At 64.1% G+C, this 21,514-nt stretch carries 26 protein-coding genes; 3 read left to right on the top strand and 23 right to left on the bottom strand.

All coding sequences use genetic code 11. The features are described 5' to 3' along the window. Positions 1-48 precede the first annotated feature (48 nt). A complete protein-coding gene (locus ACFOSU_RS16375) occupies positions 49-507 on the bottom strand; it encodes a hypothetical protein (RefSeq protein ID WP_380690997.1) in 459 nt (152 codons plus the stop codon). 577 nt (positions 508-1,084) lie between these two features. On the opposite strand from ACFOSU_RS16375, the gene ACFOSU_RS16370 reads away from it, so the two are divergent. The 3 genes from ACFOSU_RS16370 to ACFOSU_RS16360 all read left to right on the top strand — a co-directional run bounded on the left by ACFOSU_RS16370 (position 1,085) and on the right by ACFOSU_RS16360 (position 2,036). Next, entirely contained in the window at positions 1,085-1,324 is a 240-nt protein-coding gene (locus ACFOSU_RS16370; protein WP_353250972.1) for a type II toxin-antitoxin system ParD family antitoxin, read from the top strand. Beyond that, positions 1,314-1,610, top strand: coding sequence for a type II toxin-antitoxin system RelE/ParE family toxin (locus ACFOSU_RS16365; protein ID WP_380690996.1), 297 nt, complete (start codon positions 1,314-1,316; stop codon positions 1,608-1,610). Before ACFOSU_RS16370 ends, ACFOSU_RS16365 begins: the two co-directional genes overlap by 11 nt. A gap of 117 nt (positions 1,611-1,727) precedes the next feature. After that, positions 1,728-2,036: a hypothetical protein gene (locus tag ACFOSU_RS16360; RefSeq protein WP_380690995.1), complete on the top strand. Its 309-nt coding sequence runs from the start codon at positions 1,728-1,730 to the stop codon at positions 2,034-2,036. 25 nt (positions 2,037-2,061) lie between these two features. Here ACFOSU_RS16360 and ACFOSU_RS16355 read toward each other — a convergent pair whose 3' ends face one another. From ACFOSU_RS16355 to ACFOSU_RS16250, 22 genes are all read right to left on the bottom strand, one after another. Next, entirely contained in the window at positions 2,062-3,570 is a 1,509-nt protein-coding gene (locus ACFOSU_RS16355) for a conjugal transfer protein TraG N-terminal domain-containing protein (RefSeq protein WP_353250975.1), read from the bottom strand. Between the two features lie 11 nt (positions 3,571-3,581). Then, positions 3,582-3,956, bottom strand: coding sequence for a hypothetical protein (locus ACFOSU_RS16350; RefSeq protein ID WP_380690994.1), 375 nt, complete (start codon positions 3,954-3,956; stop codon positions 3,582-3,584). Next, positions 3,943-5,397 carry a hypothetical protein gene (locus ACFOSU_RS16345; RefSeq protein ID WP_380690993.1) on the bottom strand — a complete coding sequence of 485 codons (1,455 nt, stop codon included), beginning with the start codon at positions 5,395-5,397 and terminating at the stop codon, positions 3,943-3,945. The genes ACFOSU_RS16350 and ACFOSU_RS16345 overlap by 14 nt, the downstream gene beginning before the upstream one ends. A gap of 12 nt (positions 5,398-5,409) precedes the next feature. Continuing rightward, on the bottom strand, positions 5,410-5,829 hold the full coding sequence (locus ACFOSU_RS16340; RefSeq protein WP_353250978.1) for a hypothetical protein: 420 nt from the start codon (positions 5,827-5,829) through the stop codon (positions 5,410-5,412). A 10-nt stretch (positions 5,830-5,839) separates the two neighbouring features. Continuing rightward, entirely contained in the window at positions 5,840-6,790 is a 951-nt protein-coding gene (locus ACFOSU_RS16335; protein ID WP_380690992.1) for a TIGR03756 family integrating conjugative element protein, read from the bottom strand. Positions 6,791-6,792: 2 nt separating this feature from the next. Next, positions 6,793-7,284, bottom strand: a complete 492-nt coding sequence (locus tag ACFOSU_RS16330) for a TIGR03757 family integrating conjugative element protein (RefSeq protein WP_380690991.1) — start codon at positions 7,282-7,284, stop codon at positions 6,793-6,795. Beyond that, positions 7,281-10,169, bottom strand: coding sequence for a conjugative transfer ATPase (locus tag ACFOSU_RS16325; RefSeq protein WP_380690990.1), 2,889 nt, complete (start codon positions 10,167-10,169; stop codon positions 7,281-7,283). The genes ACFOSU_RS16330 and ACFOSU_RS16325 overlap by 4 nt, the downstream gene beginning before the upstream one ends. Beyond that, positions 10,166-10,660, bottom strand: a complete 495-nt coding sequence (locus tag ACFOSU_RS16320; RefSeq protein ID WP_380690989.1) for a TIGR03751 family conjugal transfer lipoprotein — start codon at positions 10,658-10,660, stop codon at positions 10,166-10,168. Before ACFOSU_RS16320 ends, ACFOSU_RS16325 begins: the two co-directional genes overlap by 4 nt. Continuing rightward, a complete protein-coding gene (locus ACFOSU_RS16315) occupies positions 10,626-12,071 on the bottom strand; it encodes a TIGR03752 family integrating conjugative element protein (RefSeq protein ID WP_353250983.1) in 1,446 nt (481 codons plus the stop codon). The genes ACFOSU_RS16320 and ACFOSU_RS16315 overlap by 35 nt, the downstream gene beginning before the upstream one ends. Beyond that, positions 12,058-12,969: a TIGR03749 family integrating conjugative element protein gene (locus tag ACFOSU_RS16310; protein WP_353250984.1), complete on the bottom strand. Its 912-nt coding sequence runs from the start codon at positions 12,967-12,969 to the stop codon at positions 12,058-12,060. Before ACFOSU_RS16310 ends, ACFOSU_RS16315 begins: the two co-directional genes overlap by 14 nt. Then, entirely contained in the window at positions 12,969-13,658 is a 690-nt protein-coding gene (locus tag ACFOSU_RS16305) for a PFL_4703 family integrating conjugative element protein (protein ID WP_380690988.1), read from the bottom strand. The genes ACFOSU_RS16310 and ACFOSU_RS16305 overlap by 1 nt, the downstream gene beginning before the upstream one ends. Beyond that, complete coding sequence (locus tag ACFOSU_RS16300; RefSeq protein WP_380690987.1) at positions 13,655-14,038, bottom strand: TIGR03750 family conjugal transfer protein; 384 nt, start codon at positions 14,036-14,038, stop codon at positions 13,655-13,657. Before ACFOSU_RS16300 ends, ACFOSU_RS16305 begins: the two co-directional genes overlap by 4 nt. Positions 14,039-14,050: 12 nt before the next feature. After that, positions 14,051-14,464 carry a TIGR03745 family integrating conjugative element membrane protein gene (locus ACFOSU_RS16295; RefSeq protein ID WP_380690986.1) on the bottom strand — a complete coding sequence of 138 codons (414 nt, stop codon included), beginning with the start codon at positions 14,462-14,464 and terminating at the stop codon, positions 14,051-14,053. Between the two features lie 19 nt (positions 14,465-14,483). Continuing rightward, positions 14,484-14,717, bottom strand: a complete 234-nt coding sequence (locus ACFOSU_RS16290) for a TIGR03758 family integrating conjugative element protein (protein ID WP_380690985.1) — start codon at positions 14,715-14,717, stop codon at positions 14,484-14,486. Continuing rightward, positions 14,714-15,019 (bottom strand): integrative conjugative element protein, RAQPRD family, encoded by a 306-nt coding sequence (locus tag ACFOSU_RS16285; protein WP_380690984.1) that lies wholly within the window; start codon positions 15,017-15,019, stop codon positions 14,714-14,716. The genes ACFOSU_RS16290 and ACFOSU_RS16285 overlap by 4 nt, the downstream gene beginning before the upstream one ends. A gap of 206 nt (positions 15,020-15,225) precedes the next feature. After that, complete coding sequence (locus ACFOSU_RS16280; protein WP_380690983.1) at positions 15,226-15,924, bottom strand: TIGR03747 family integrating conjugative element membrane protein; 699 nt, start codon at positions 15,922-15,924, stop codon at positions 15,226-15,228. A 2-nt stretch (positions 15,925-15,926) separates the two neighbouring features. Further along, on the bottom strand, positions 15,927-18,155 hold the full coding sequence (gene traD / locus ACFOSU_RS16275; RefSeq protein ID WP_380690982.1) for a type IV conjugative transfer system coupling protein TraD: 2,229 nt from the start codon (positions 18,153-18,155) through the stop codon (positions 15,927-15,929). Then, complete coding sequence (locus tag ACFOSU_RS16270; protein ID WP_353250992.1) at positions 18,155-18,343, bottom strand: hypothetical protein; 189 nt, start codon at positions 18,341-18,343, stop codon at positions 18,155-18,157. The genes traD and ACFOSU_RS16270 overlap by 1 nt, the downstream gene beginning before the upstream one ends. After that, the gene (locus ACFOSU_RS16265; RefSeq protein ID WP_353250993.1) at positions 18,340-18,873 is read right to left on the bottom strand and encodes an integrating conjugative element protein; all 534 of its coding nucleotides are present in this window, start codon (positions 18,871-18,873) and stop codon (positions 18,340-18,342) included. The genes ACFOSU_RS16270 and ACFOSU_RS16265 overlap by 4 nt, the downstream gene beginning before the upstream one ends. Beyond that, positions 18,860-19,522, bottom strand: a complete 663-nt coding sequence (locus ACFOSU_RS16260) for a transglycosylase SLT domain-containing protein (protein WP_380690981.1) — start codon at positions 19,520-19,522, stop codon at positions 18,860-18,862. The genes ACFOSU_RS16265 and ACFOSU_RS16260 overlap by 14 nt, the downstream gene beginning before the upstream one ends. Before the next feature lie 39 nt (positions 19,523-19,561). Beyond that, positions 19,562-20,311 (bottom strand): TIGR03759 family integrating conjugative element protein, encoded by a 750-nt coding sequence (locus ACFOSU_RS16255; RefSeq protein ID WP_380690980.1) that lies wholly within the window; start codon positions 20,309-20,311, stop codon positions 19,562-19,564. Between the two features lie 3 nt (positions 20,312-20,314). Further along, entirely contained in the window at positions 20,315-21,487 is a 1,173-nt protein-coding gene (locus ACFOSU_RS16250) for a hypothetical protein (RefSeq protein ID WP_380690979.1), read from the bottom strand. Positions 21,488-21,514 lie beyond the last annotated feature (27 nt).

Below are 21,514 nucleotides of genomic sequence, written 5' to 3'. Positions count from 1 at the left end.
ACGGGGTGGAATTGCCCCGGGGTGGGTGAAAAGTCTCGCGTCAGCAATTCAGCCGGTGCCGAGGCTACTCGGCGAACACGGCGAATTGAGGCCTTGTTCGCCGGCAAAACGATCGAGCCGATGTGCCAGTTCGTCGATGAAGAACGTGTCGAAGACGCGATCCGACCCCGCCGCGTTCTTCACGGCGATGTCGTGCTCGCCCTGAACACCGGCCAGAAAGCCAATATCAGAGATCGTGAGATCGGCCTGGCCGAAGACATCGAAAAGCGCGTCGGCATCCTGATCGTATAATTGGCAAACCGACAGGTTGACTAGCGGTTCGCGATCGGGTCGCCCTTCGGTGTCGCAAATACCGATCGCACACGACACAAGACGTTCCTCGTCGTCGTAGCTGCGATAGATACAGCTGGCACCGCTCAGCCGCCCGGCGGGCTGCCGATTGACGATAAAATGGGTATGCACCCGGTTGAGGATTGTCTGACGATCGTCCTCGGTGAGATAAGCCATGGTGTTTCTCCGGAGAGCGGGAAACACCGATCCCCAGGGATGATATTTCCCTGGGTGGGCAAAGAACCGCCAGCAGAGCGGCAGTCGATGACGAAGTTTGGATCGAAGCTCGAAAGCCGCCTCGTCGCACGATCCGGCGAGGCTTTAAGGGCCGCTTTATACCCAGCGGTAGGGTTGACATATATAGGTTGGCCAAAATCGTGCCGCCGTGTCAACAGTCGGTTCAGAACTATCCGGCCGAACGTCGAGCCTCCATGAACAAAGCCGGGTTATAAGCCGAATCGACCGTTTGGGAATTCCTCGGTTGGGACCGTCGGCTCGATCCCGTCGGCGTATCACGCCGAGAATGCGCGCCTGAGGGCTCGTGGTTCGGCAAGAAAACGGGAAGCGGTGCCCCACCCTCAGCGGCCGCATGCGGCGGATGCCCAAGGGTGTCTTTCAGGTCCGTGGGGTGCTAGTTCGGCGGCGAACGTTCGCCCGCCCTGACATATATAGCGATCAGAGACGCTAAAGATACTTCGCACCCGACCCGCACCAGGTGTACTATTTGATAATACAGTTGGCAGGAGGCCATGCAATGCCACGCACCACCAGCGTCATTCTGAGCTCGCATTTCGAGCAATTCGTTCAGAGACAATTGGCCAGCGGTCGCTATAGCAACGTCAGCGAAGTCATCCGCGAGTCACTACGTCAAATGGAGGACCAGGAAACGCGCTTGTCCGCGTTGCGCGCCGAGCTCGATACCGGAATCGGGCAGCTGGACCGGGGTGAGCATACCGATTGGAAAAGCCTGAAAGCCGAATTGGATGCCGGTTAAGGCCGTCCGTCTATCGCCAGCGGCGGCGACGGATCTGCGAAAGATTCAGCAATACACGAGCGAGCGATGGGGCCACGAGCAGTGGCTGCGCTATTCGGATGAAGTGGATCGTCTATTCGAGCAACTGAGCGAAAATCCGGAGCTCGGGCGGCTACGTGACGAGATACGTCAGGGGCTACGCAGCGTTCCGATGGGTTCGCACGTCGTTTGGTATCGCACGCGGGCCACCAATCTAGACATTGTGCGCATACTCCATGCGGCTATGGATCCGAATATGCGGCTGTAGATACGAAAGACGCGGCGCTGCAAAACAACGTGAAGTCGGAGTGAAGCGGTTGCCCGTTTACCGGTATACGCCGGCAGAGCTATGCTTTGTAGTGGAGAAGTCTCAAAGGGAGGCGATATGACCACGGACAACAACGCACAGACGCAGTCGACCGCGGCGCCCCAAGGGCGGTTTCGAACGATGGCGCGCTGGCTCGGTGTTGGCGCCGCTGTGGCACTCGCGGCGACGGTCATCGTCTTGGCCATCATGAACTGGCAGAGCGTTCTAATCGTGCTGGCGGTCGCAGCGATTCTGGGCCTGATGCTCAAGAATGGAATTCCTAAAAGCAATCATGATGGCGACCTGGAATGGCGATATGGGCTTGCCGGCCCAGGTTGGTATCGCGGAGACACATTCATATGCTCTGATGAACGGGATGATCATTAGCGTCATTCCAAGAGGGAAGCTGTATTTACAGCTTCCCTCCCGAGACCGTGCTTTGAGTTTTCTGGCCACCTTGCTTGCCAGCATTTCCTGTTTCGTTCCCACCTTGTTTCATGGCACCTCCCAACGCACTACCGGCCCCAGCACCAGCCCACCCCAGCATCGCGAGCCAGGCCGTGGGAAGCACCACCACCATTGACGCCTGCACCAGGGTCAGAATAGAAATGTCATAAGCATTGGTGAGCCCGGCCATGAAGCCGAGCTTGGCTGCGTTGCTCTGGTAGAGCATGGCCACCAGGTTATTGCTCAGCCAGCGGGACAGGCCGAACCAGAACGTCAAGGACGCCAGACCAAAGTAGGAAAACGTCAGAATCCCAGCCACCTTGAAGCTATACCCGGAGATCACGATCAAGACGGGCATGGCGATGACCATCGCCATCATCAGCAGATACTGAACCATGGGCATGGCACGCGCGGCGACATCTTTCATGCCCTCCGCGGGGAGCCAGCCCAGGCCGGCGCCGATCGCGCCGGCCACGGTTCCGACGGTACTGTTGAGTTCATTACCGCCGCCGGAACCGGACACGACATCGCTGCCCGAATTGCCGTTCGCCATCCCGCCCTGTGTGTTCAGCAGGGCCCGAATGGCATAGTCGTCAGCCGTGGCCGACGTGAACGCTGCATGGATATTCTGCCAGAGGTTGGGGTCGATCTGATCGTGTAATCGGGCCTTGAGCCCGTTCCCGGACGCCGACCACCATTGTTTGCAGGTGGGATACCCGCCTTGCGATGGGCCGGTCCCGAAGCCGGAATCGCGCGAGGCGTTGTAAGCAAATCCCTTGACCGGCCGATGGGACTGAAAGCTGTCGTAATAGCCCGCGGTATTTAGAAAATAATGCGACCCGATCCAATCCGTATCCTTCGCCGTGGCCGCGTCCAGACTCGTGGATTTGCGGAACAGTTGGGTGCGCGATCGGCCGTAACACCAACGCTGGAACCGGACGACCTCGCTGCGCAAGGTCGGATCCTGGATCGCCGTGCGATCGAGCTCGGTGCGCAGATACTGGTAGTCGGTATCACAGGGCAGGGCTGCAAGCGCGGCATTGGTCACGCCGTTCGACACTGCGTGAACGAAGGCCCACCACAATGGAATATCGGCGGTTTTGCCGCCCAGGGACGCGCCGGCGCCGGTGGACGTGCCGCCGGTGCCCACCTTGATGCCGCACTTCTCATAATGCTGTTGATCGTAATTCGCCGGTGCGAACTGCACGCTCATCAGGGGCACCGCAGCAAACGCATACACCAAAAGCATCGCGTACAGCGTGGTTTCGATCCGGTTGAGCGCGAGCAGCCCCTTGTTGCCTTCGTCCTCGCCTTCGCGGCGTGCGGTATACCACTCTCGCAGAATGAGCGCGGCAAAGGGCAAGGCGGCGAGCATCGTTTTATTCAAGACGCCCCAGATCGCGTTGTTCACGATCCAGCCGAGCATCAGCACGACGTTCTCGAAAAAATCGAATACGGACAGATCCACGCTCATCACAACCTCCGTCAGCCCGCCATCATCCAGTCGATGAGATCGGGTGCATTCGCCACCTCGACCGCGACGATCACCACCAGGAACATCCGCTCGACACGAACGAGTCGTTGGTGTGCGGCCTCACCGCCGTCCGTCTGACGGTTCTGCAGAGCGCGCAGCCGCGGGCGCCAGCGCGTGATATAGAGCGTGCCGATGACGACATAGATGCCGATACGCCAGAGCAGGGCGTAAGGGGCGATGCGGGTCAGGCAGTGGCTGAAGGCAACCGCGCCGTCGGCCATTGATACCCCAACCGCAACGAGCGCGAGCGCCACGACGAGGACCGCGGCCCAGGCGAACACAAAGACCGTCCAGGCGCCGATCCGGCTGGCTCTACTGGCTGCCATCGATAGCGCCCCGGCTGTCGGTCTCGCGATCGCCTGTCCGCGTGTTGGCCGGCGCGCCGCGATCGGCGGCACCGCGGTTGCGGGTCAAGGCCATCGCGGCGGCGTTGTGGGCCAGCGCCCGGCGGACCTCCATCTCGGTGCGCAGTGCCTGGATCCCGCGATCGAGATGGGTCAACTCGCCGTCGATGGCGTCCTGGCCTTCCCTGTTGTTGGCGATACCGGGCTCGTCCGAGCCGGCTAGTATGATTCGCCGGGCCCAGAGGGCTTGCGTGAGCGTGCGCGCCAACGCCATCTCGGCGGCCAGACGATGTGTCAACAGTGGCCCCTGCGGGTCATGTTGTAGCGATTTGATGACGCCGCGGGAGACCGACAAGGTGGCGCCCGCTGAGACTTCGCGCAGTTTGGCGGCCGTGATCGGCTGACTGCCGTTCACCATGGCCGTCAGTTTCTGCTCGATCGCGTCCTGCTGGTCCTCGAGCGCGCGCATCAGGCCGGTACCGGACTTCGACTCAACCTTCTCGCAGCCGCTGCAGGTCCGGATCTGTTTCTCGCCGACGACATCGGTAATCCAGTCTGAGGCCTCGGTGGGCGAGCCCCAGACGGTGCACATGCCACCGTGACACCCGGTACCCGTGCCGGCGTTGATCCCCCCCGGCCCGGAACCGCCGCTGCCAGGCCACGCGCCGCTGGACGTCGGCACGCTGCCCCAGCCCTGGCCACCGCCGGATACCGGTTGCGTGCTGGTCGGATCCGAACGCCCGTGCAGGATGTTGTAGCCGGCCACGGCGGTATCGTGGGTTACCTTAACCGGCTGCTGCGCGGTGCCGCCGCGCTTTTCACCGCCGACCCAGGTCACGCCCTTGTCGCCACCCTGGGATTCGACGGTCTGCTCGGCAGCCACGGCATCGCCATTGGTCGCGACCGTATACTGCCAATTCTCGGCCTGGGCCTGTTGCTGCCAGCCGCCCGACGTGATCGCATCGGCGGCGCGCTTGGCCATGGCCTTGCACGACGTCTTGGCTTTGTTGAAATCCAGCCGACCTTGTAGCACGCCGTTGGACAGCAGGTCATAGAGACCGGGCGCGGCGCGTTGGATGATCATGGCGGGCAGGGCGGCCACCGCGCCGGTGGCGTTCTGCACGACCGAGCCCATCATGTCCTGAAAGCCGCGGGTTGCGCCGTTGAGCTGATTGGCGACGGTCGCCTGCGGATCGAGTCCGCTGCAGGCCGAGCCTTGATTCCAGTTGATGCCCAGCCCGAGGCTGCCGGGCTGATAGCCGCGGCCGGCCGACGCGCTCACCGGGCCACCGCCGCCAATCTGGTAGTAAAGATCGTCGCCGGAGGCCGATGAGGCGATTGGTGGCAGCATCAGGCATACTGCGCCGGCAATCGCCATACCAGCAGTCAGCGTGCGGCGTCGTGCAAGTCGATCGCGCAACATGGCGTCTCCCCCTTATTGGTGGCCCGGCTGGATCCGGGACAACTGCCAGAGCTCATCGCCGGCGCGGCGATAGAGCAGGATCATGGGTTCGGTTGTGCCGGCACTACGCCGGGCCCGGTCCAACGCCGCGTTGTAGCCGGGGAGTACCCGGTTAGCCTGTTGGGCGTGCTGTATCTGTTCGACATTGAGCTTGTAGCTCGCCGTGGCATGGAACTGAATACGGTTCTCGCTCAACTGATTGCGGTGGTCGACCGTGAACTGGTCAATATCGAGCAGGCCGTGAAAGCGTTGATTCAGACGATCGAGAACGTCCAGGCGCACCGTGTCGGCGGACGGCCCGACATCGGACCCGCAGCCGGCCACCATCGTGATACACAGCATCAGCGCCATCGGCAGTGCGGTGCGCAGAGTTGAAGACCGGAAATGGCTCATCGGGGTCTCCCTAGCTGGCAAAAATCAGTTCCTGGCCGCGGCGCTGGCAGCATTCATAAGGCCGCCACAACGCCCAGACGTAGTCGCCGTCGTCGGCGAGCACGTCGCTAAAGCTGGCCGTGATGCCGCGATCGGGAAACGCCGAGCACGATTGGGTCCGGTCGGGTTGCAGGCGTTGCCATTTGCCCGTCGACGCATCACCCTCGGTGATCGGATCCGGCGGCCAGTAGCCCGCACGTGGGCTCGCGTTCAGCGGCGTGTATACATGCGGCTGCCCCTCGCGCGTGACGAAGTCGGCCACACGCTGGGCGATCACGGCCGCAGCCTTGTAGTCGTTGGCCTGATTGATGAAGCCCGAGCGGGGATAGACGTTGCCCCAGATGTCACCGGTCGACCCGACTTCCCGCATACCGGGCGTCAGAGCTTCGGGGTAACCCGACTCCGGCACGCCGCCACGCCAAGCCAGGGAATCGAAGACCGACAGGAAATAGGGCTGCATCGGCGTGGCCGCGGAGTCGCAGGTATAGCCCACACTCGACAGCAGATCGAAGCCGGCCGCGGCGGGATGGCCCACCGCGTCGGCGTTCTTGAACCGGACGTTACGGTGATCGCGGCCGGCCCGACCCTCGGTCTGGTTGCCACCCGCTTGGGCCGTGGCGTTGCTGGGTGCCAGGGGCGAAATCACCGACCAGGGATTGTCGCCGGTCTGCTGATACACCGACACCACCAGATCCGGCATGTAGTGCCGGACCTTGACGCTGGTCTGCGTATAGCAGCCGAACGGTGTACAGGTCAGCCATACGCAGACGCCAGTGACTTTATAGTCCAGGCAGTTCCATGAGGCCGCCGAGGCAACGATCGTACCGGTATCGATGGCCCGGGCCGAGCGTGGCACGATGGACGCACTCACGAGCAGCGTCAGCGCGGCGAACAGTAGAATCGGGGTGCGTCGATGACTCATGATCATTTCTCCCTGGCTGCGGCCCGGTGGATCTCGGCGACCGCGGCTTTGACGTTTGGTTGGCCATAGACGACGTACCGGCCATCAACCACGACGGCCGGTACTTTCGTCACGCCCAGACGCCAGGCCCGCAAAAGGCCCTCGTAGGCCTGGCCATAGGATTTTCTGAAGCGGGACAGACGCTTCTGAACCGCCCGAGCGGCGGCGTCTTGCGTGCCGGGCAGGCCGTCCGACAGCTGCTTGTCGAGCCGCGAGGGCTGGTCGAGCTCGACCACGGTCACGCCATCCGGGACATGGGTGACCGGCACGCCCGCGATCATGAAGACCTCGGTCTTGGCCATCGCCGGCAGACTCGCGAGCAGTAAACCCGCGCAGAGTGTCGTGACCGCGAGCGCGGCAATAACCGACGCCTGGCGGAATTTGACACCCCGCTTGCCTCTGACCGTCTTGAACGGCGCGCGTACCTGGGACGCGTCGAGACGATTCGGTTTCATGATGCGCCCTGATGGTTGGCGCCGGCGGTCGATTTCATGCCGCGCGCTTTGTCCATCTTCGCGGCGATATGCAACGCCGCATCAAGCTCGCTGCAGCCAAGCTCGTTCATCACTTGGCGGCGCTCGGCTTTTTCCTCGCCCTCGGTGCCGGCCAGCGCCAGATAACGGCTTTGCGGCACGATCCGGAACAGCGCCTCGAGGCGATCCGCGAGTACCACGCCCTCGGTATATTTGCCGTTGGCTTTGGTCGCCGACCGGATCAGCTGTTTCTGGTCAGCCGACAGCGTTTTGAAACGCGCCAGTTGCTCGATTTCATCGGGGGGCGTCACCAGACAGACATACCACTCGATCATGTTGAGCAGCCGTGTGGCGGCGTCCGGGAAATCCTCGAGGTTCTGGGTTGCCAGCCAGATCCAGTAGGACAGCTTGCGGCCCATCTTTCCGGCCTTGACCAGATAGGGCGACAGCAGCGGGTTGACGGTGACGACGTGACACTCGTCGATCGCCTGGATGATCGGTCGCCCGGAATACTGGTCGCGCTCGGCGATGCCGATGATGATGTTGGTGAGGCTGATCACCGATAGCGCCAGCTGGGCTTCGTAGCCGTCCCGCGAATAATGGGCCAGATCGACTACGGTCACGTCGCACTCCGGCCAGGCGTCGCCTTCGCGGTTGAACACCTGGCCGTCGAAGCCGTCGCACAACAGGCCCATGGATTCGGCCATGTCGTGGGCCTTGGCCCGGCGGACATCGGGCAGATCCTCGCTGCGCGACAGTGCATACAGCGCATTGCGCACGTCCTCGGCCAGGCACTGGCGGTTCTCGGCCTTCGTGGTGACGGCCGCGTTGTAGATCGCATCGCGGACCAGGCGCCGATCGGAGCGCCGGAACTCCGCGTCCTCCTTCGCGTCGCCGCCGGTGATCATCAGCCGCGCAGTGATCTCCATCTCGCCCAGCAGATCGCGCTCGCTGTCGTCATCCTCGTCTTCGGCGACCGGTGCGGGTTCATCCGAATGGCGATCGTCGGCCCGGTCAAACACGCTGCGCGCCTGAGCCGCATCCGCCGCGAGCAGCCGATGGGCGTCGGCGAACAGCGGCAGGGGCGGGGCCGCGCCCGGCGCCAGTTTCACTTTGTTGACCGACAGGCCATGCCGGGCCAGATCGTCGGCCAGCAGGCCGAAGGAGTTGCCGACCTCGATGATGAACAGCCGCGGCTTGCGCAGTGCCATGACCTGGGAAAAGATCGCGTTCAACGTCGCCGACTTGCCGGCGCCGGTGGGTCCGAATATCAGCATATGCCCGTTCTTGGCGCGATCGTCGAGCGACAGCGGGTCGAACGAGAACGTGCCGCCACCGCGGTTGAAGAACGACAGCCCCGGATGGCCGGTACCGCGCGAACGCCCAAAAAACGGCGTCAGGTTGGCCAGATGCTGCACATAAGCCAGCTGGGTATACCAGGCGTGCTTGTCCTCGGCCGGGTCGTAGGCCATGGGTAGCCAGCGCAGGTAGGTATTCAGTGGTGCGACTTCGTCTTCGGCCGCGACCGGCTTGAGCTTGGCCTGTTGCAGCTGGGTGGTCAGGGTGAGCATGCGTCGCCGCAGGTCCGCATCGTTGTCGCCCCGGATGAAAAAGGTCAGGGCGTACTGATACAGCTTATGTTGTTCGGCCAGCATTGCCCGCGCCTTGTCGCAGTCATGGCGGACCTGTGTGGCTTTGACGCTGTCGCCCACGGCTTTGGCGCGCAGCCGGTTGATATGGTCTTCCAGCGGCTCCTGGGGCGTGGCCACGATCGTGAGTGCCATGATCGTGTCCTCGGGCAGCTGATCCATGATCGCGTTGTAGGCCTGGCCCTTGGAACGCGACATCTCGCCGGTGATATGACCGACGTCGGGTGCCCGGCGCATTTCCTCGACCGGAATCGCCCGATGCGGCAGACCGTCGAAATACCAGACGCCGGTCTCGACGTCGCCGACCGGGTTGTTGTGGATCACGTCTTCGCCGAGATCGTAGTGCGCGAGCGCCGCGATCTCGTCGTCACCGGGATAGGTCATGCGTTGATAGAACGGATCCGGATCGTCCGGGTCACTGGCCGGCGCCGGATTGAACCAGGGCAGCAGCCAGTGATGGACGGCCGCGCCATCCATACGCTCGATATGCACACCCGAGCCGGACAGGGCCGCGGTCACCCGGTCATAGACCCGGTTGGCCTCGTCCTCGGCGACCGGCGCCTCAACGCTCGATCCGAGCCAGCGATACAGTAGCAGCCGCACGCGGCGCGTCTGGCCGCGCCAGCGTGTATTCGTGATTCGGCCATCGTGAAAGATGCCGCCCGGCCGGGAAATCGTGTGCAGATGATCGGCCATACCATTCAGCCAAGCCTGGGTGAACGCATCATCGGCCAGATGCGGCGCGGCATGGGCCCGCAACGCATTCACATCGTGGGTCGGATCGATCTCGTCGCGCGCGAAGATTTGGATCACCCAGGGATTGTTGTCGTACTCGGGCAGGCCGTCCTGGAATCCCGATTCGATCTGATCGCGCACGGCCGACAGGGCGTCCTGCGAGCGGCCCTCGGTCGGGACCGGCCGAATCTCGGCCGCGATGCCGACCGACATCCCGTCCTCGAGCAGGAAACAGCCCGATTCGGCCAGATACTCCACGAAGGGCAAGTAACGGCTGAATGAGGGCCCGCGGTCATAGGATTGCCTGATTTCGCTGCGCGTGAGCGGCGTGCCGCGCGGCTGACCGTGCTGGCTGTTCGTGTCGTCGACGGGATCCGGCTGCGGCGTGTGGCCGTCGCCGGCGTCGGCGCTGGCCTGATGGAATCGCTTACTCGGCAGCAATCGGAAGATTGGACCGAATAGCGCGTCGACCGGCGTGCTCATTGTGGGCTGCTCCCATGATCGGCAATCGGCTGATAAGCGGTGCGCTCGCCCGGTTGGCCATAGTGCGGCCGGCCATACAGCGGAAAGATCGTGGTGTAGCCGGGCACCGGCACCTGTTCGCCCGATCCGCCCGAAAGATGCGGGAAGATATAGAGCGTCAAATCCGGATTGGGCAGTCGCGAGAACTGGCTGTGAATCTCGTTGGTCGCGGTGCGCGTGTAGGCGCTGCGCTCGGCAGTCAGCTTCTGCGCGCCGAGCGGCCGGCGCAGCGCCGAGCGGGCACGTTGTAGATTCGTCGTGTGATCACCGTCACTGTCGCCGTCTGACGCTGGCGAAGCTCGACCGGTGGTCGTGTTCTGCCAGATCCCGGCCATGGTCGTGCCGTGGGTCGGCAGCAACTCCTCCTGCGAGGTCGCACAGCCCAACAGGGCCATGGCCGCCGTCAGCGCGAGGCCGCTAATCGAGGCTGCTTGCGCGTGTGGGATGCGCATAATGCACCTTCCGTCCTTGGTGTTCGTAGTCGATGGGCAGCTGCTTGTCGATGTTCACCGCGACGGCCTGGCCCGGCGGGACATAGACGGCATCGAAAGTCTGGCCAAAGCGTTTCTGGATCCACTGGCGCACTTCGTTAAGGCCGGAGGACGCCGCCGAACCGGCGATATACTTGCCGACATTGCCGGTGACGCCCGTGGTGGTACCGAGGCCCGATACGCTGGTGGTGGTCTCACCGCCGGCATAAGCGTTGGCGCCGGCCGCACCGGCCGACAGCAGCAGACTCGTCAGGATGAATGAGCGCGCATTGGTCTTGCGCGTGCCGGCGACACAGGGCACGCCCTGGGGATTGGACAGATAGCCGATCTCGTCATCATTGCTGTCATTGGAGCCGCCTTCGCCCGGCGTGTCGGATTTCGGCACGGTCCGGATCGTGCCGTCTTGGAAGACGAACGCGATCGACTTGACCTTCCCGCGCACGCACGACAGCGTCCAGTCGCCGGTGGCCGTGCCGGAGACGATCGCGCCCTTGAGCTCGGGCAACTGGATACCGTTGGCGGTCAGGTTCTTCGGGCCGATGACCACTTTGAAGGGATAGGGGTCGGTGACCGACCCGTTGATCGGCACACGGCCGAGCAGGGCGGTCATGGCCACGGACCCGACCAGCGTCGCGTTCTTCGGTACGGTATAAACCGGCGTGCCGGCCGCGGCCTGGTTGTCGTTACCGGACAGGGCCCGGTCGGCGCGTTGGCCGGCCGAGGCCACCGCCTGTTTGCCGGAGGCGAACGCCGTCGAAAACGCCGAGCCGCCGTTGTCGGATTGACCGTTGCCATCCTCGGAACCGGCGCTTGCGGCGCTGACTCCCAGCGGATTGACCCACGACAGCCCGCCCTGAGCGTCGGCCGGCGTCTCGTCGTTCAGGCCGAGGCCGACCGGCATGTCGTTGTTGTTTTTGTTGTCATCGGAGTCGATGTTGATCGTCGCGCGCAGACCTTCGATCTTGCGATTCAACGACTCCACCAGTGAGCTACGCTGATGCCGGCTTTCCGATTGTTGCTTGGCCAGAGCGTTGTTGATCGCGCCCTGCATATTGTGTTTTTGCTTGGCCAGCTGCTCGTTCTGTTCGCGCAGCTTTTCCGACTGCTTCTGTGAGTCGGCTAACTGCTGTCGCATCTGCTGTACCTGTGCGACCAGCGTCGAGACCGTGTCCTTGGGGCTGTCGGCCTCGACGCCAAGCGCATTGCGCTCGCTTTCGGTCAACTGGCGGGTGGCCGGACCCTGTTTCTTGTCGGCCGTGGCCGTTTGATCGTCACCGCGGTGCAGGCAGGAGCGCAGGCCGAGCACCAAACCGATGGCGATCAATACCGGCACGCCGAACTTGAGCAGGGCATTGGACTTAATCTGCATCATCGGCCTCCGTTGCCCTATCGCCCGCCGGCGGGGTCAGCGCATCGGACAGCCCGCCGTTTTTCGTTACCGCGAACAGCGTTGTGGTATCGATCAGCGCGCCGGCCGGCCCGACCGTGTCGTGCATGAAACTGGCCGCATAGAAGGCGCCGGCGAGATTCCGCGGATCGAGCTGAAAGCGTCGGTTGGGATCGCGATTGGTGATTTCGATCGCGGTCACCGTGTAGGGCGCTTCGCGCCATGCGGCGAGCGGCTTAGCGGCCACTGGATAAGCTGGCAGCAAGCCTGAAATGCCGCCATGGGCCACCGCGATGCGATGAATCCGGCGGCTTCCGGCCACAATCCGCTGCGGTGAATACAGCGCCTGTGCGGCGTGGCGGACCAGCGCCACCGGAATCGGCGCGCCCTGATAACGCGATCCGCCGGGGAACGCGTCGGGCGGTACCGGTTTGTATTGGGCTTGCGACGTCGACCCCTGATCGGCGCCGCCGGAAGCCTGGCCCTTCGACGTCTGATCGGGATCGATCTCGACTTTCACGGTCTCGTCAGACGCGTGTTTCACGCCCGACAGATCGAACAACAGGATCTGGCCGGTTGTCATGTCCTGGATCTGGACGCGCTGGGTATCGAATGGCTTTTTGGCTTTCAGATACACCGCGCCGCCCGTCGACTGCACGCGCAAAACGTCGGGATTGGCGATTTTCGGCGGCAGGCCGACCCGGACTTCGTGGCCGAAGACCACGATGCGTTCGGTACCGACCGGCAGCTTGATGTCGATGGGCTCGCGCTTCGAGTGCCGAATATCGGTCGCGTGGGCGCTCGTAAACGCGGTCAAGGCGAGCACGAGCACGCCGAACAACGCCCGCCAGTAGCTGCGATCGGTTGGATGGGCGGGTTTCATCAGGAATCATCCTCCCCGGTACCGGCCTCGGCCGGGCTGATATTGGTGGTCTCGGAGGCCGGTGTCTTATGCGGCCAGCTTAGGCGCACCGCCGGCTTGGCAAAGCAGTCCAGTTGCAGGCCGAAGGGATTGGTTTCGGGATCGACGTCGGCTCGCACCGCCCGCAGGAAATAACGGATATACAGATCGCGAACCGGGGTTCCCTGCAGATATTCGTTGATCTCGGCATTGAGCGAGATGATCCAGCGATCGCGATCGAGGATCGTGACGTCGTCGGGTTGATAACCGTGGCCGGGAATCTCCTGGAGGGTGCGCATGCGATCATCAAGCTCGTCGCGATGCACACGCCGCTTGTAGTTGCGGGCGAGCTGGCTCTGACAGCTGGGCGTCAGATACGCGCTGTAGCGCTGCAGATTAGCCTTGTAATCGACCTTGCCGTCCTTGGGCCAGTGATTGATCTGTTGCCAGATATACAGGCCGAAGGAGTAGACCGTGGAGGGCGGGACTTGCCACCACTTGCGGGTCGAGCCGCTGCGCAGATCCGGCGGATTATGAATCGTCAGATCCTGCGGGGCCTGATACCAGCCGTAACCCGCGCCGCATAGCAGGATCGCCAGCACCGCGATGATCACGCGCAGCGAATTGATATGTGCGTCGCGGGCCGCGTTGCCGTGGCGGAACTTGCTCACAGGGGCTCCCCGGTATGAAAGCTGCGATCGCGGCGAGGGCGATAGGTCGCGGTCCGGGTGATCAGCCCGGCGCTGTTGAAGCCGCGCTGGGCCGCGATCCACTGCAGGCGGCGGTACAGCCAGGTCTCGGGCCGGCCGCGCCGCAGCCGACGCATGAGCGTGCCGCCGAACCAGATCGCGATGCCGGCGAACACGAACATCACGGTCGGCAACATCGCGATCATGCCGATGGCCCACCAGCCGATAATGCCGAGCGGAATGCCGGCCAGTAGGCCGCTGACCGCCACCAGGCCGACCTCGCGGCCCGTCATGCCGCGAAAGACAATCGGGGCCTTGTTGAGCCGGGTCGGCACGAACGCGATGGTGTGTTGGTCCGCCATGAAATACGCGCCTTACGCCAGGATGTCGGACGCCTTGTTGGCGAGCCAGATCAGGATCACGACGAGCACGACACCGACCACGACGACGGTGGCGAACTCGCCCCATTCACCGCGCTTGGTGGCCTCCCGGAACTTGCCGAGCGCACTCCCGGCAACCACCAGGAACCCGGCCGTGGTCAGAATCAGGCCGAGCAGGACCGCGGCATCGGCGAGATAGCCCTGGATGTTGTCGTAAAGACTGCCACCGCCACCGCCGTTGCTCGGCTGTTCGATGCTGGGCAGATCGGCAAGCGCGATCTGCGGCAGGATGGCCAGTGCCAGAAGCGCAGCGGACAGGCGCGTTCGGGTGCGGCCTAAGGTGTGTCCGAGGGTTCGCGCCAAGGCGAGCCGCTGAACAAAAGTGGTCAGTTTGATAAGGCGTTGCATAGTGCAGCTCCCCCGTGGGTCAGAGGTTGGAAAGCGCGATCCAGAGGATCACGAGGGTCAGCGCGACGATGCGCACAACGGCACGCTGCGCGATGGGCGTATCCAAGCGGGTCTTCGCCCAGCCCAGATACACCGAAAGCAAAGCCCAGCCGGCCCAGAGCAGGATCGCGGTGGCAATGACGCCGACCGCGATTAAGGCGATGGTCGATGTCGAGCCGCCGGCGGCGCTGTCGAAGGCCGCGCTCGGGCTCATGGACGGGGGCCGGGATCCTGGGCCAGATATTGGCCGGACAGCGGCGCCGGCTGGCGGGGCGGCAGTCGCGGCGGCGCGAGATAAGCCCGCAGGCCGTTTCGGATGTTGTTCACATCGGCCCGCAACCGGCCGACATCGAGAAGTACGCGTCGGCCGGATTGTTCACGTTGTCGGACGGCCAGCCGGTCGATGACCGTATTGATGCGGGCCAGCTGTTTTTCGATCAGGGCGATGTCCTCGCGCTGGATCGGATCGCGCGGTTCGGCCGCGTTCGCGGCCTGGCATGCGCTGCCCGCGGCCACCCCGCCGATCGTCAGCGCGATGGCGAGTTTCAGCCCGGCTCGAGAAGAAGTGGCATCAGTCACGTCGATGGCCCTCGTGATGGCTGACTAGGACGTGGGCCGCATCCTTCCAAAGCGGGCGCACGGTGTGACAAAAAACCCCTGCAGCGGGCGTCGGAATTTTTTCGAGGCTCGCCCAGTGCCGTTAAGCCGGGCCTGGATCACACCTAGAGATATTTCTTGAACGAGCCGGTCGTCACGGAGATCAATAAGCCGAACAAGAGTGCGCAGGGCACAAGAAACGTGTTCGGGTTGACCGAGAACGGCACCGACAGATAAATGAGCCAACCGAGGATGAACACGGGGCCGGTCAGACGTTTGGCGTGGTGATAGATGAACGCCGACTCACGCCCGGCGCCGAACTTGCGCAGATCGCGCCGGACCAGGCCGTCGACGATGCCCACGAACGCGGCCATGACGAACAGGGGCACGGTGAGCGTGAGAATGAATACGCGTACCAGGACCACGAGCGAGACGTCGATCCCGGCCTGGCCGTAGGTGGCGATCGTGGCCGCCCAACCCTCGCTGCTGGTGTGTGCGGCAAACGAGGGCGCGATGCCGGTCCAGACAAAGACCGCGTCATAGACCTCGGTGATGACCAGGCGGGCCCTATCCACCGGGCGGGCGAAGATCAGCGAGCGGGTGAACTGCGTATCGATCCAGCCGAGCTCGTGGGTGAGCACGCCCTGCGCGTGGCGCGCTCCCGGCTGGCTCCACCAGCCGCAATAGATACCGATCCATTCGACCGCAATCGAGGTCAACATCGACACGGCGACCACGGCGATGATCCGAAACGGCAGGCCGACGGCCCAGCCGAACCAGGTCGGGCTTTTCTTCGCCGGATGGCTATCACGACCGCGCGCCATGCTTAATCCTCGTCGTCGGTGTCGAGCGCGAGGTCGTGAATGTCGTCGCCGGCCCAGGCACTGGCCGGGGCAGCCGAGGGCTGTCTTGCATCAGCATCGGTATCGGCGCCCGACGCGCCGGGCGACGCGAATCCGGTGGGTGCCGCGTTATCGATCGTGATCGGCGGCGGGGCGACATCGTCCCACCAGTGATCGGCGGTCTGGTAGCGCTCGCGCATGTGTTCGGCGATCTCGGACAGGTTGTTCGGGAGTTCCGCCGAGTCCTCGGCCTTGGGCAGCGGCATGCGGATCTTGAACAACTGACCGCCCTCGATCAGGGCGAACGCCTGACCCTTGGGCAGTGACACCACATCGGCGGGCTCGAGCATGGGCTTGGGTATCGTCGACACGCGATCGCCGCCGCTCGAGGAAAAATCGGTGTCGGTATCGACATCGGAATTGTCCGAGGCCATGGAGACCAGCATCCGGGCGCTGACCATAACTTCGCGCAGCTGGCGCGTGAGCAGCTGGGCGGTGGTTTCCTCGCGCACGCGCAGCATGACAATGTTGTTGAAGTTGCCGATGACCTGGCGCGCCTTGGGCGCGTTGCCGAGCCGCGCTTCGATATCGGACAGGGTCTGGGTATAGGCCGTGACCTGGATCCCGGCGCCGCCACCCTTGTTCATGAGCGGAATGAATTCGTCGCCGATGAGCTCGTTGAACTCGTCGCAATGCAGGTTGATCGTCGGTTTGGTGTCGGGATCCGCGCCGGGCAGACCGTCGTCGACGCCGCGCTTGTAAATGTCGCCAGCGACCGAGACCAGATCCGCGAACATGGAATTACCCACGGCCTGGGCGACCTCGAAGTCTGACAGGGCGTCCAGGCCGACATAGACGATACCGCGCTGACGGATCACCTGACGCCAATCGAAGATCGGCCGTTCGTCGTCGATATCGTTGTAATCCGGCGATAGGAGCTCGGCGGTCTTGCCGGTGGTCAATTTTTCCAACAGCGGCAACAGCGAGGCCACGATCTTGTCGAAATAGGTCTTGTCGTAGCGCACGGCGGATCTGAGGCCCGCCAGCACGGGATCGGCAACCTTGTTGCGCTGTAGGTAGATCTCGATCGCGACCACGCGATAATCCCGCCCCTGCATGTTGCGGGGGATTTTCTTCTCGTTGAGCCCGCCTTCGATCTCGATGATCTGTTGCCAGGCGGTCTCGTCAACCGCAGGCAGGGCGTGCTTGCCGTACTCGATCATGAGCTCGTCGATCGCCACCACGTCGGCCAGGATCTGTTCGTAGGTCGGCCGATAACCCAGCGCGTGCCGGGCTCGCGCCACGATATTCACGAAGCGCCAAGCGAACTCCCGAAAGGCCGCCGAGTTGCCTTCGCCGGATAACTGGCCGGACAAGCGCGTGGCGACTTCCGAGATCCGGCCAAAGCGGCCGACCGCGTTGTACCGCGCCGAGACTTCCGGATAGCCGAGATGGAACACGCGGAACGCATCGAGTCGGCCGGCACGTTTGGCTTCGACGTATAGGCGTTTCATGAGATCGGCGTCGCCCTTGGGATCGATGACGATCACAACCTCGCCGCCGCCAATCTGTCGGCGGATGTCCTGCGTGACCAGCACTTCGGCAAACCGTGTCTTGCCGACACGGGTCGTGCCCTGAACCAGAGTATGGCCAACGCGTTCGCCCAGCGGCATATAGATATCGGTCTCGTTGGGCTCGACCGCATGCAGCGCCGGATCGCCACCGACTGGCGGCAGCGGGCGAACCGGATTCAGGATTGTATCGGCGCGCAGCGCATCCACCAGCCAGGTCAGATGCCGCCGTTCCAGGGGTGCTTCGAGGGCGCGTGCGGTGCGATACGCCAGGCTCGGGCGCAGAAAAGACTGCGCTTCGGGCTGCTGGGCTTCATACAGCCGGCGCGTGTGCTGAACCTGCCAGCGGAAACCGCGCCCCAGCCAGAGATAGCGCTTGCTGACCGGGATCCGTCGAGCGGACACGGCGAAACGCGGGAGACGCCGCATGCCCCGGCGATAGCGTATGACCCGCCAGGCCTGGATGAAACGATGCCCGCCGAAAACCACGAAACCCCCGGCCATGCCGTAGCCGACGCTCGGAGCAAGCGCGAGCATCCAAGGCGAGACCACGCAGGCAAACGCACACAGCCCGCAGGCGCCGGCCGTATAGATCTCGACGGCCGGTCGCAGATTGGCTTCGATGGGATGCGCGCTGGCCATTACGGCGTGCGCAGCGCCTTCGCCGTGCGACCGCCGTTCGCCTGTTCGCGGCGAATCTCGTCATAGAGATTGACTCGGGCGCGCCGAAACACGTCGTGGATGGCATCGGTGGCCCCTTGCCGGGTGGCTTCGACGTTCTCGTGATAGACACTCGACTGATCGATGGGGTGAGGCGCGTGTTGGCTCATTGCTGAACGCCCTGGGGCGTGATGAGGAGGGGGTAGTGCGCTAGGTCCAGGCGGGCCGCGATGTCGTTACCGGCCACCGGCCGCAGCACGAGGCCTTTGCCTATGCGGCGCAGCTGTTTCAGTTGGGTCGCGGAATCGACGTTGACGACCAGGCCCACGGCGTGCAGATCCCGCAAGCGGTCGCCCCGTTGTTTCAGCCAACGCAACGACAGTGGATCGGCGCCAATGATGAAAAACGGGGTCATGCCCGCCGGCAGCGTCAGGTGTCGCGCGCGCACCGAGCCGGGCGAGAGCCGGTCCGAGTGGACCGGCAGCATGTCGGCTTCGCGCACGGGGCCGCGGCTCATCGCCTCGGCCCGGGCGCTGTAGGCGTGTTGCTCGTCGACCCCGGCCCCGGCAATCGGGGCGTAGTAGGACCGCGCCGATTGTCCGCCGTGGTCGGCGACCACGGTGAGTTTGGCCTGGGCGACGGCCAGCGGCGCCAGGCCGGCGATCAAAGCGCATAACAGCGTCCGATCAATCGAGCGCATGAGAACTCCCGCTATCATGGGTGGGACTGATCCAAGTCACGCGGCTTGGGCTGCTCGCATGCGCCTCATCGGCCGCGGGGCCGGCCGCTGCGACCGACTGTGCGCGTGCCGTGCGTGACGTGTGGCCGGTCGCCACGTGCACGGACGCGTTGCGCAATCGCGCGAGCTCGCGCTTGAAGGCCGCGCGATAGCGCGCGGCCGGGGCGCCGCCGGCGGGACGGTGATAACAGCCCGCCGCGTCAATCCAGCTGCCGCCCTGGCGTTGATGACAGTGATAAAGAATCGCCGCCGCGGCATCCAAGTTGGCGTAGGGATTGAGCGCGGCACAGGGATCGGCGAAACGCCCGCCGGCACTGAACAGCGTCTTCTGCCAATGCACGTTGAGTTGGCTGATGCCGACATCGACGATCTTCGTGTGTGTGAGCGCGGTGGTCAGCGCCTGGCATGCTGCGGCGCGGGTGGCATAGCGCTCGCCGGATCCGGCGATGTTGAGTGTCCAGGGCCAGGGCCGGCGACCGAACGACAGCGTCGTAGCGGATTCGGTCAGCGACAGGGCATAGAGCATCACCGGCGGCACCTGGTGGGCGTGGGCGGCGTTCGTATACGCCGCCGGCACGGTGTGCGGCCCGGCGAACGCCAGCGGGGCCACGCACCAAACAAGCCAAAGCAGGGTGCACCGGCGCATGATTCAGCGCGAGAACACGTGCGGCAGCGAATCCGCATCGATGGTGCGTACCAGCTTTTGCGGCGCGTGATTGAGCGTGATGTCGCCACTGCGCACGCGTTTTGGATTCAAGCCGACCTGCATCGCCCAGCGGCGAATCGCGTCGTCGCTGTCGGCATCCACGACGTAGATGTCCATAGGCATTTGAGAGTTCGCCTGCTTTTGCACGATGCGCTTGCAAGCCGAACAGTCATGGATGCGGACTACAATGGCCGGGCGTGACGACTGATCCAGGCCCAGCTTGGCTGCGGACTGCGGGCCGGCCATGAGGGCCTGGGTCATGCCCTGGGCATTGACCGGTGTTTGGCCGGCGTACATCTGGGAAAAGACCTGGTCATAGGTTTTCTGGAAGGCGAGCACGCGCTGGGTGCGCTCGTGTTCGAGGCGGGCGAGCTTGCGCGCGTAGCGGCGCCGTTCGGCCGTCGAGCGCGCCCGGATACCGAGTTCGGTGAGCGGGTCCAGCTTGTCGGAGCGATAGCCGTCGATGCCTTTAAGCAACGTCTTGTAGCGTTGCCATTCGGACACCGACAGATCCCATTGCTGTGCGCGTTGCTTGGTGATCGCTTTCTCGCGGGTCTCGCGTGATTGCGTGGCCTGGTCGGTGGTGGTCGGCCGCTTGAGCATCGCCGGCGCCGGATCCGACTGCGCCGCGGCCGGCAGGGACAGCGCCAGTGTCAGGCCGAACGAAAAGCCAATGAACGAGCGTCGAGCCATGGCTTAACCTCGCCGCGGCAGGGCGACGGCGACCGTGCGACCGTCGTGCGTGAAGGTGGCCGTGCCGGCATTGGTACGAATCGCGCGCAGCGTCCAGGTGCCGTAGGCGTCGCCGGGCGTCAGCCACGACACGCCGGACAGGCGCGCCGCGCCCTGGGGCCCGACGCCAAGAAAGTGATGCGTGCCGCGGACTTCGACGCCCACAATCGCGAACGGCGCATCAGTGGCTACCGGCGGCCGGATCGCTTGTGTCGCGGCACGGCGCACCGCCGAAGCCCCATGACCCTGCGCGCCGTAATCGCGCGCCCGGCTGTGGGTCGCGCTCGTGCGGCGCGGGGTGACCGCCCGAATATTTAGCGCCAGGCCGGTCCGCTGATGGACGTCGGCCCGGCGGTGTGCGGCCAAGGGGCAATTGCCGTAACGACCGACAAAGAGGCGGCGCATGCGGGCGCGCGCGAACCAGTCCGAGATCCCGGCCGACTTGACCTGGTCGGCCGCGGCATCCAACGCATCGGCGTTCACGGCCTGAAAGAACACGTCGAATTGCTGATCCGAGCCGCCTGAGTTGGGGCAGTTTTTGACGATATTCTCGCCGGAGACCGGGCCCGCGGCCGGCGACGCGTCGTCGGATGGGGCGTTCGCGTCGCCGACATCGGCGTCGTCGGCCGATGTGTCTTTGTTACCACCATCCGTGGCGTCGTTGCCGCCCGCTTGCGGCGAGACCGCACCCGGGGCCGGCGTGCTGTCGGCTTGGGGCGATTGTCCGTCGGAATCCGTCTGGGCCGCGGGCTGCGGCAGCCGTTGCAGGCGTTTGGTGAGTGCAGCGACCTGTTGTTCCAGTGCGTCGATGCGCCGGGCCTGGTCATTCAGGCGCTTCTGATGGGTCTGTTTGATCGTGGCGATCTGCTGAGCCAGCTGTCGGACACGGTCAGGCGCTGGTGGCTTGGGTTTTGATGCCGCCGCAGTCACCTCCGACTTATCGCTGGCGTTGGGATCGTTGACCGGGATCGGTGAATCGTTGTGTGAGCGGTTGCCGGCGTGATCGGTAGTCTGGTCGGCTGCGAGATCGCTGTTTTGATCCGGTGTGTTCGCCGACTCGTCGTGATCGCTGCAGCCGGCGATCGGCGTCAGCGATGCGGCAATCAACAGAGCGATCGAAAGCGTGCGGTGTCGCATGGTCAGGGCCTCGTGGACTGGAACGAA

Origin of the sequence: Salinisphaera aquimarina (assembly GCF_042643355.1) — a bacterium.
Taxonomy (GTDB): domain Bacteria; phylum Pseudomonadota; class Gammaproteobacteria; order Nevskiales; family Salinisphaeraceae; genus Salinisphaera; species Salinisphaera aquimarina.
This window is presented reverse-complemented; position numbering and strand designations above follow the sequence as displayed.

Excerpts from the sequence above, each read along its gene's own strand:
- ACFOSU_RS16340 (WP_353250978.1), bottom strand. The coding sequence starts at position 5,829 with ATGAGCCATTTCCGGTCTTCAACTCTGCGCACCGCACTGCCGATGGCG.
- ACFOSU_RS16360 (WP_380690995.1), top strand. The coding sequence starts at position 1,728 with ATGACCACGGACAACAACGCACAGACGCAGTCGACCGCGGCGCCCCAA.
- ACFOSU_RS16310 (WP_353250984.1), bottom strand. The coding sequence starts at position 12,969 with ATGAAACCCGCCCATCCAACCGATCGCAGCTACTGGCGGGCGTTGTTC.
- traD (WP_380690982.1), bottom strand. The coding sequence starts at position 18,155 with ATGGCCAGCGCGCATCCCATCGAAGCCAATCTGCGACCGGCCGTCGAG.
- ACFOSU_RS16270 (WP_353250992.1), bottom strand. The coding sequence starts at position 18,343 with ATGAGCCAACACGCGCCTCACCCCATCGATCAGTCGAGTGTCTATCAC.
- ACFOSU_RS16345 (WP_380690993.1), bottom strand. The coding sequence starts at position 5,397 with ATGTTGCGCGATCGACTTGCACGACGCCGCACGCTGACTGCTGGTATG.
- ACFOSU_RS16250 (WP_380690979.1), bottom strand. The coding sequence starts at position 21,487 with ATGCGACACCGCACGCTTTCGATCGCTCTGTTGATTGCCGCATCGCTG.
- ACFOSU_RS16295 (WP_380690986.1), bottom strand. The coding sequence starts at position 14,464 with ATGCAACGCCTTATCAAACTGACCACTTTTGTTCAGCGGCTCGCCTTG.
- ACFOSU_RS16350 (WP_380690994.1), bottom strand. The coding sequence starts at position 3,956 with ATGGCAGCCAGTAGAGCCAGCCGGATCGGCGCCTGGACGGTCTTTGTG.
- ACFOSU_RS16375 (WP_380690997.1), bottom strand. The coding sequence starts at position 507 with ATGGCTTATCTCACCGAGGACGATCGTCAGACAATCCTCAACCGGGTG.
- ACFOSU_RS16335 (WP_380690992.1), bottom strand. The coding sequence starts at position 6,790 with ATGAGTCATCGACGCACCCCGATTCTACTGTTCGCCGCGCTGACGCTG.
- ACFOSU_RS16265 (WP_353250993.1), bottom strand. The coding sequence starts at position 18,873 with ATGCGCTCGATTGATCGGACGCTGTTATGCGCTTTGATCGCCGGCCTG.
- ACFOSU_RS16370 (WP_353250972.1), top strand. The coding sequence starts at position 1,085 with ATGCCACGCACCACCAGCGTCATTCTGAGCTCGCATTTCGAGCAATTC.
- ACFOSU_RS16290 (WP_380690985.1), bottom strand. The coding sequence starts at position 14,717 with ATGAGCCCGAGCGCGGCCTTCGACAGCGCCGCCGGCGGCTCGACATCG.
- ACFOSU_RS16325 (WP_380690990.1), bottom strand. The coding sequence starts at position 10,169 with ATGAGCACGCCGGTCGACGCGCTATTCGGTCCAATCTTCCGATTGCTG.
- ACFOSU_RS16280 (WP_380690983.1), bottom strand. The coding sequence starts at position 15,924 with ATGGCGCGCGGTCGTGATAGCCATCCGGCGAAGAAAAGCCCGACCTGG.
- ACFOSU_RS16255 (WP_380690980.1), bottom strand. The coding sequence starts at position 20,311 with ATGGCTCGACGCTCGTTCATTGGCTTTTCGTTCGGCCTGACACTGGCG.
- ACFOSU_RS16365 (WP_380690996.1), top strand. The coding sequence starts at position 1,314 with ATGCCGGTTAAGGCCGTCCGTCTATCGCCAGCGGCGGCGACGGATCTG.
- ACFOSU_RS16300 (WP_380690987.1), bottom strand. The coding sequence starts at position 14,038 with ATGGCGGACCAACACACCATCGCGTTCGTGCCGACCCGGCTCAACAAG.
- ACFOSU_RS16355 (WP_353250975.1), bottom strand. The coding sequence starts at position 3,570 with ATGAGCGTGGATCTGTCCGTATTCGATTTTTTCGAGAACGTCGTGCTG.
- ACFOSU_RS16315 (WP_353250983.1), bottom strand. The coding sequence starts at position 12,071 with ATGATGCAGATTAAGTCCAATGCCCTGCTCAAGTTCGGCGTGCCGGTA.
- ACFOSU_RS16330 (WP_380690991.1), bottom strand. The coding sequence starts at position 7,284 with ATGAAACCGAATCGTCTCGACGCGTCCCAGGTACGCGCGCCGTTCAAG.
- ACFOSU_RS16320 (WP_380690989.1), bottom strand. The coding sequence starts at position 10,660 with ATGCGCATCCCACACGCGCAAGCAGCCTCGATTAGCGGCCTCGCGCTG.